The organism is Actinomadura geliboluensis, assembly GCF_005889745.1.
GTDB classification, from domain to species: domain Bacteria; phylum Actinomycetota; class Actinomycetes; order Streptosporangiales; family Streptosporangiaceae; genus Spirillospora; species Spirillospora geliboluensis.
Window position 1 is genome coordinate 1 of record NZ_VCKZ01000442.1, and the last position, 7,197, is coordinate 7,197.

General features: G+C 69.1%; 7 protein-coding genes, 1 tRNA gene and 1 pseudogene. 4 read left to right on the forward strand and 5 right to left on the reverse strand.

Annotated elements, in window-relative coordinates:
- The first annotated feature begins 51 nt into the window (after positions 1–51).
- The 3 genes and pseudogenes from ETD96_RS37820 to ETD96_RS48320 all read left to right on the forward strand — a co-directional run.
- Positions 52–127 (forward strand) — tRNA-Lys (locus ETD96_RS37820).
- Between the two features lie 702 nt (positions 128–829).
- Positions 830–1,048, forward strand: coding sequence for a transposase family protein (locus ETD96_RS47205; protein ID WP_240808515.1), 219 nt, complete (start codon positions 830–832; stop codon positions 1,046–1,048).
- Positions 976–1,236 (forward strand): annotated as a pseudogene (locus ETD96_RS48320) (transposase family protein); the annotation flags it as partial. The gene ETD96_RS47205 and the pseudogene ETD96_RS48320, both read left to right, overlap by 73 nt.
- Before the next feature lie 75 nt (positions 1,237–1,311).
- On the opposite strand, the gene ETD96_RS37830 reads toward ETD96_RS48320, so the two are convergent.
- The 5 genes from ETD96_RS37830 to ETD96_RS37850 form a co-directional block, all read right to left on the reverse strand.
- A complete protein-coding gene (locus tag ETD96_RS37830) occupies positions 1,312–1,644 on the reverse strand; it encodes an Atu4866 domain-containing protein (RefSeq protein WP_138641305.1) in 333 nt (110 codons plus the stop codon).
- 117 nt (positions 1,645–1,761) lie between these two features.
- Complete coding sequence (locus ETD96_RS37835) at positions 1,762–3,168, reverse strand: amidohydrolase family protein (protein ID WP_089331148.1); 1,407 nt, start codon at positions 3,166–3,168, stop codon at positions 1,762–1,764.
- A gap of 234 nt (positions 3,169–3,402) precedes the next feature.
- Entirely contained in the window at positions 3,403–4,152 is a 750-nt protein-coding gene (locus ETD96_RS37840) for an Atu4866 domain-containing protein (protein WP_171069426.1), read from the reverse strand.
- Positions 4,153–4,273: 121 nt separating this feature from the next.
- A complete protein-coding gene (locus ETD96_RS37845; RefSeq protein ID WP_089331150.1) occupies positions 4,274–5,050 on the reverse strand; it encodes an SDR family oxidoreductase in 777 nt (258 codons plus the stop codon).
- A gap of 44 nt (positions 5,051–5,094) precedes the next feature.
- Entirely contained in the window at positions 5,095–5,934 is an 840-nt protein-coding gene (locus ETD96_RS37850) for an SDR family NAD(P)-dependent oxidoreductase (protein WP_089331151.1), read from the reverse strand.
- A gap of 177 nt (positions 5,935–6,111) precedes the next feature.
- Between ETD96_RS37850 and ETD96_RS37855 the strand changes: the two genes are divergently transcribed.
- Complete coding sequence (locus tag ETD96_RS37855; protein WP_089331152.1) at positions 6,112–7,020, forward strand: helix-turn-helix transcriptional regulator; 909 nt, start codon at positions 6,112–6,114, stop codon at positions 7,018–7,020.
- Positions 7,021–7,197: the final 177 nt, after the last annotated feature.

A 7,197-nucleotide genomic window follows, 5' to 3' on the forward strand; every position in this document is an offset into this window, starting at 1 on the left:
CCCCGTAACCCCGTCGCGAACCCCCCGCCGATCTCGGTACGCTTGCGGGACGGGTCGCTAGCTCAATTGGCAGAGCTCCGGACTTTTAATCCGTAGGTTGTGGGTTCGAGTCCCACGCGACCCACCACCCCTGACCAGGGCAAACGCGAGATCGTCCCGGTTTGCCCGCCGCCCGATTCGCCCCGTTCCGTCCCCCTGTCTGCTCGATGTTTGCTCGCGGGCACGGATCGGGCCTGGCCACCACTGCCCCCGTGATGTCGCCTGGTCCGCAGCCCAGCGGTGTATGCGTGAAGCAACTACCCACTGTCGGTCGCGGGAGAAGATGCGTGGGGCCTGTGTCAACCGTCTGCATCCGGGACCGGGAGCGGCACGTGCATCCGCTGTGGGGTCCATAGGGCGCAACTGCCCATGCCTCTGTGTACGTGCAGGACGAAACCTGTGGTCGAGGCGCCCAGGCAGGACCCGGCAATAGCCCCGTTCCATCGAGCACCAGTCCCCTACCTCCGTAGTAACTGCACGACCGGCCACGCTGGATTGAGGAAATTCCAACCTGAGTCCGCAGGTCACGGGCTGGTTGCGGCCTGCGAGGCGTGAGCGGCGACAAGAGAGCTCCTGGTAGATCGAGATTTGCGACGATCTTGACCACCAGGAGCTCCGTTGCTTTTCTATCGCGCTGCCCTCGATCTGTCTCGCTCTGCCCGCAGGTTCGGGGCCGATCTGATCCGCAGGCATCGGCGCCGGGTCGGGTCGCGGCGGCGGCGGTTGCCCCCTGGCCGCCAAGCGCTGCTGGTCCTGGTGCACCTGCGCCGCAACGAGACCTTTACCGGCCTTGGCGGCGGCGTTCGGCGTCGGTGCCGCGACCGCGCACCGCTACGTCACCGAGGTGATCGAGCTACTCGCCGAACTGGCTCCCGACCTGCGGCAAGCCATGCGGACCGCCCAGCGCAAGGCCTACGTCATCCCGGCGGCACGCTGGTGGCCACCGACAGGCTGTCGGGCGCAGGCGACCGGCTCCACTACTCGGGCAAACACCGCCGCCACGGCGTGAACGTCCAGTTCCTCACCGACCCGCACGGCGAGCTGATCTGGGCGTCGCCGGCGCTACCGGGCTCCACCCACGATCTGACCGTCGCCCGCGACCACGGCATCATCGACGCTCTGACGGACCGGGCGATCGCCTGCTACGCCGACAAGGGGTACGTCGGCGCCGGCGGCGCGGTCGGTACCCCCTACAAACGCAAGAAGCATCGCAACCTGGGCAAGCGCAAGAAGCTGTTCAACCGGCACCACGCACGCGGCAACGCGGACCTTTCATCGACGAGAAATTGTTTCGCGGTAGAGCACCAGGTGCTCGTGGTAGAGCACGCCGTTCCGCACGTCGCCGGTGGCGGTGAAGCCCAGGTCGTCGTGGTAGTCGAGGTGTGTGCCGGTGACGGTGTAGCGGCCGGTGTAGGCGCGTTTGCGGCCGTCGCGTTCCTCCTCGTAGCGGCCGTTGGCGAGGAGTTCCTGGCGGATGCGCCCGTCTGCGGTGACCCACATGCCGACGTACGGGTGAGGGGCGGGCTCCGGGCGGCCGCCGCCCGGAGCGGCGCAGGCGAGCAGCGTGGTGAACAGTCCGAGCAGGTGCAGGGTGTTTTTGAACATGGACGGGCTCCGTTGGGTTGACAGGTGATGGGCAGGACGGCCCGGCCGAGGCGAGTGGCCGGGCGATGGCCGGGCCGATCCTGCTGATCGTGTCGGCACCGGCGACGGTGCGGCCGGTCAGACCCGGCGGTCGGCGTATCCGGAGGCGCGCAGGACGCGGTCGCGGGAGGCGCGCACGTCCTCACGCAGGGCGGACACGTCGACGTCGAGGACGCGACCGTTCCACTTGCGGGGCTCGCCGTTGATGAGCACGGCGCTGATATTGCGGGCGTCGGAGCCCAGTACGACGGTGCCGATCGGGTCGTTGAGCGGCATGTTGTTGAGGTCCTCGGCCTGGATGGCCAGTAGGTCGGCCTTCTTGCCCGGGGTGAGCGAGCCGGTGACGGCGGCCAGGCCGTTGGTGCGGGCGCCCTGGAGGGTGGCGAAGTCCAGGACGTCGTGGGTGGTGATGCGATCGGGCTGCCGGTCGGTGCCGTAGGCGGCGTTGACGGCGCGCATGCGCTGGATGGCGTGCAGGGCGCGCATCTGCGTGAACATGTCGCTGACCAGGGCGACTTCGACGTCGATGCTCAGTCCGGGGCGGATGCCGACGGACAGGGCCTCGTCGACGGCGGGGATCGCGGACTCCAGGCCGATCTGGGCGTCGGAGGTGGGGGCGAGCGCCACGGTGCTGCCGGTCTCCCCCATCGCCTTCCATGCCTCGGGGGTCAGTCCGGTGGAATGGATGAGGGTGACGTCGGGGCTGAGAATGCCGTCCTTGGCCCAGCGCAGGATGGCCTCGGACGAGGACGGGCCGAACACGGCGTCGACGCTCACTCCGATCCCCAAGTCGGCTGCCACACGCGCTAGTTCAGGGCCATAGGCGAGTGCCGGTCCGGCGATCTCGTCGGTGGCGAGGGTCGCCAGGCGCAGGGTGAGGAGCTGGTCGTCGCTGCTGAAGTACCGGCCCTTGATACGTGCCAGGTCGCCGGGCCACTGCCGGTCCCAGTCGCCGAAGTGCGGGCCCATGGAGGCGTGCACGCCGCGGATGCCGGTGTCGCGAAGGGCCTCTACGGCGGCGTCGGAGTGTGCTGGGGTGCGGGAGTTGTGGGAGAAGTCGAGCATGGTCGTGATGCCGCTGTCGATCGCGGTGAGGGCGGCCAGTCGCGTACCGATGTACATGTCCTCGGGCCGGTAGACCGTGGCGGAGCCGGCCAGCGTGGACATGACGTAGCCGCCGAGGTCGTCGACGTCAGGCATGATTCGGCGCAGCTGAGCCTCCCAGGCGTGTCGGTGGGTGTCGACGAAGCCGGGGCTGAGGATGGTGCCGGTGGCGTCGACGACCACGGCGTCGCCGGCGCTGAGGCCGGGGCCGACGGCGGTGATGGTGCTGCCCTCGACAAGGAGGTCGCCGCGGTCGATGACGCCGCGGTCGGGATCCATGGTGACGATAGTCGCGCCGGTGAACAGGATGCGCCGTTCATCCGCGGGGCGGCGCCAGAGCTGTTCGAGGACGGTCGCGCTGGTGGTGTCGTTGACGTTCATGAGGTGTCTTCTTCCGTACGTCGGAGCGGGGGATGGCGGGCTGCCGGGGGCGCCGGTGCTGCTCGGCTTCCAGCCTTGGTCGCCCCGGCTACGGCAACCAGGCCGCCGTTCCCCAGGTGTCGCGCACCCAGGATCAGGACGTGTACGGGCAGCGCGGTCCTGGAGCCGGTCGTCTGTGGGCTGCCCGGGGGCCGGGCCGCTGTGTTTGCCACACGGCGTCTGCCGACCGGCGGGTCAGCTCAGCTTCATGACGTAGCCCGCGTGGTGCAGTTCGTTGCCCTTGAACTCTCCGTAGGCCCAGAAGCCGAGGTCGTCCAGGTAGTCGATGCGGTCGCCGTCGATCCAGAACCGGCCCTGGTAGGCGTGCGGGCGGCCACCCCGGGTCTCGTCGTAGCGGCCGTCGGCGGTGAGCCCCTGGTGCAGGAAGTCCTTCCGGTCGATCCAGACGCCGACCTGCGGGCTGCCGGTCAGGTCCGGTGCGGCCGGGATGCCCGCCTCGGGGGCGGTGGCCCTGCCGGGGGCGTCGGTGCCCGCCCACAGGACGGGTCGGCCGGCTGCGACCAGCGCGCGAACCTGCTCCGGCCGGGAAAGGAGGGTGGCCACTGCGCTCGGCACATCGGTGGCGAGTTCGTCGGGCACCACGAGGAAGTCGGTGGTGTTGCCCGGAGTCAGCGTCGCGACGTAATCCGAGCGGCGGCCGCGTCCGCCGGCCAGCGCGACCGTGTCCACGACGGCGGGGACGATGGTCATGCCCGTGCAGTCGACGACGATGGCGTTGTCGTCCTCCGCCGCGGTGACGATTCCGGGGCCGACGCCCACGATCAGGGAACCGACGAACAGGATGTCGGCACCGGTCACGGTTCCGATCAGCGGGTCCATAGTCACGATCCGGGCGTTGGTGAACAGGACGGGACGCCCACCGTCGTTCGAGACGATCTCGTCGAGGGCCTCCGTGTTCCAGCTCACGGTGTCGGTGATGGTCATGGTGCTCCTCAGAAAACTTCGGCTCATCGGTCTGCCCGGCGCACCAGGCAGGCACCGGCACAGGTGGGAGGCAACTGCTCGGCAGTTGCCGCAGCTGCGTGGGCACAGCCTGTTTGTTGCGCTATACGGACTGGGCCGTGGGCAGGATGGTCAGCTCGCTGATGTTGACGTGTCGGGGAAGGGAGGCAATGAAGGCAACGGTCTCCGCGATGTCGGTGCTGCGCAGGCACTCGATGTCGTGGAGCAGGCCGGCCATCAGGGCGCTGGCGTCGGGGTCGGTGACGTGGTCGGGTAGTTCGGTGTCGACCATGCCGGGCTCGATGGCGCTCACCCGCACGTTCTTGCGGCCCAGTTCGACCCGGATGAGACGGGTGAGGTGGCTGATGTACGCCTTGGTGCCCGAGTAGATCGAGAACTTCTCCAGGATGCGGGTCGCCGCGATGGAGGAGGTGTTGATCAGGTCGGCGGGCTTTCCATGCTCGGCGGCGGCGGTCAGGTTCGGGAGGAAGGCAGCGATCACATTCATCACCCCCGTGACGTTGAGATCGATCTGCCGCTGCCAGTCGTCGACCTTGAGCTCGTCGATGGCGGAGATCAACTGGACGCCCGCGTTGTTGAACACCAGGTCCGCCGGTCCCAGCGTGTCCGCCACCTGGTCGGCGGCTGTGCGGACGGCTGCCCGGTCGGTGACATCGACGGACAGGGGTATGGCCTCTCCGCCGGCCGCGGTGATGTCGGCGGCGAGGGAGGCGAGCTTTTCCTGGCGGCGTGCGATGACGGCGACAGCGGCTCCGAGTTCGGCGAGTCGGCGGGCGGTGGCCGCCCCTATGCCGCTGGAGGCTCCGGTGACCACGGCCACGCGGCCGTCGAGCGGCCGGCCGGTCAGCAGGTGCGTCATGATCAGGGTTCCTTCCTGTTTCTCGGGGGGATCGGTCGGGGCGGTCAGGCGGCGTCGTCGCAGGCGGTGGCGGCGGACTTGTCCTGCCAGGCCGCGAGGTCGTCCTGAAGGCTTCGGATCTTGACCAGCTGGCGTTCGATCGCGTCGCGCCCCAGGGCCAGGTGCCCAGGCAGCTTGTCCTGGCAGGTCACCTCATAGATCAGTGCGGCGCCCTTGACCGGGTCGCCTAGCTGGGTGTGGTTGACGGTGCCGGCCCAGTCGAGGGTGGTGTGGGCGGGTGTGCCGTCGTAGGCGTCGATCCGCCCGGCGGCGACTGACAGGGAGCTGGCGTCGAGGAAGTCGGTGCGGAAGACGCCGGGCTCCACGATCATGCTCTGAATCCCGAACGGCTCCAGTTCCACCGCGAGCGCCTCGCTGATACCGGCCACGGCGAACTTCGACGCGCTGTACATGCTCACCCCGGGCTCGCCCTCGAAGCCGGAACGGGAGCCGATGTTCACGACCTTTCCGGCTCTGGCCGCCCTCATTGCGGGCAGGATCGCGCGGGTGACATTGATCAGCCCGAAGACGTTGAGATCGAACAGGGACCGCGCCTCGGAGTCGGTGATCTCCTCCAGCGCGCCGAGCAGGCCACGACCGGCGTTGTTGACGAGGACGTCGATCGTGCCGAAGCGCTCCACGGCCGTCTCGACGGCGGCGGTGATGTCCTCGCTGCGGGTGACGTCGAGGGCGACACCGAGGACTCGGTCGTGCCGGCGCAGCTCGTCCGGCAGCTTGCGCGGGTCACGGGCAGCGACCACGACGTTGTCGCCGCCGTTCAGTGCCGCCCGCGTGATCTCCAGTCCCAGCCCGCGGGATCCGCCGGTGATGAACCACGTTGCCATGAGATGTCTCCATACCGTTTACTTCGCCCGGCCACCCCTTGTGGTGGCGGGCTCTGACATTCACTGAACCAGCTCTGAGCAGGCAAAAGAGGCCTCAAAAGGGCCCGCCTGATCGGGGGACAAAATGGGCCACCCAGCCGCCGCCGAATCCTCAGTGAACGCGCATACCCTGGATGTATGGACCGTGAGCACCCCACCGGCGCACCCATGGCGGAATTCCTCCGCTCCGCCCGCACCCGCCTCACCCCGCGGGAAGCCGGGCTCGAGGACCCGGGCCTGGGCCGACGCCGGGTATCCGGACTGCGCCGGGAGGAACTCGCCCGGCTGGCCGGGGTGAGCGTGGACTACTACACCCGCCTCGAACAGGGCCGCAGCCGCAGCGCCTCCACAGAGGTCCTCGACGCGCTCGCCACCGCCCTCCAGTTGGACGACGCTGAGCGCAGCCATCTGCACACCCTCGCCCGGCCACGGCCCCGGCCAGCCCGCCGGCGCCCCCGTCCCCAGCGCGTCCACCCCGCTACCTGGGACCTGCTGGACACCCTCCAGCAGGCTGGCCGCCCCGGCTTCGTCCTCGGACGGCGCCTCGACGTGCTGGCCCACAACCCACTCGCCGGACGGCTGATCACCGACTTCCGCGCACTCCCCGCGGCCGAGCGGAACCAGGCCCGCTTCGTCTTCCTCGACCCGCACGCGCGCGAGCTGTACCGGGACTGGCCCCGCGTCGCCGCCGACACCGCCGCCATGCTCCGCCTCGACGCGGGCCGCCACCCGGACGACCCGGTCCTGAGCGCCTTGGTCGGTGACCTGTCCATACGCAGCGAGGAATTCCGCCGCTTCTGGTCGGACAACAAGGTCCACCGGCGCACGACCGGCACCAAGGACTACCACCACCCGCTCGTCGGCGACCTCACCGTCACCTACCAGGCCCTCACCCCCGCAGACGACCCCGACCAGATCCTCTTCGTCTACGGCACCGAACCCGGCAGCCCGTCCGAGACCTCCCTGCGCTTGCTGGCCCAATGGAACAGGCCGACAACCGACACCGGCAGCGCCGAGGCCCAGGAGGCCGGACAAGCCCGCGAGTAAGCCACGACCTCTGAAGCGACTCACCTGTTCGCGCGGGAGGCGCCTGTGGAGGGGGTATTCCCTCAGGTGTGGAAAGTGATCTTGCTGGGGAGCAAGTGATCAGTGGGTGAAGCGCCCACGTTCTTCGGGGGGAGAACCACACGTCATGTCCGTGATCGACCGTGTCGACGACACCAC

What these genes read in the sequence shown, in the direction of transcription:
- ETD96_RS37830 (WP_138641305.1), bottom strand. Translation starts at nt 1,644, where the DNA reads ATGTTCAAAAACACCCTGCACCTGCTCGGACTGTTCACCACGCTGCTC.
- ETD96_RS37835 (WP_089331148.1), bottom strand. Translation starts at nt 3,168, where the DNA reads ATGAACGTCAACGACACCACCAGCGCGACCGTCCTCGAACAGCTCTGG.
- ETD96_RS37840 (WP_171069426.1), bottom strand. Translation starts at nt 4,152, where the DNA reads ATGACCATCACCGACACCGTGAGCTGGAACACGGAGGCCCTCGACGAG.
- ETD96_RS37845 (WP_089331150.1), bottom strand. Translation starts at nt 5,050, where the DNA reads ATGACGCACCTGCTGACCGGCCGGCCGCTCGACGGCCGCGTGGCCGTG.
- ETD96_RS37850 (WP_089331151.1), bottom strand. Translation starts at nt 5,934, where the DNA reads ATGGCAACGTGGTTCATCACCGGCGGATCCCGCGGGCTGGGACTGGAG.
- ETD96_RS37855 (WP_089331152.1), top strand. Translation starts at nt 6,112, where the DNA reads ATGGACCGTGAGCACCCCACCGGCGCACCCATGGCGGAATTCCTCCGC.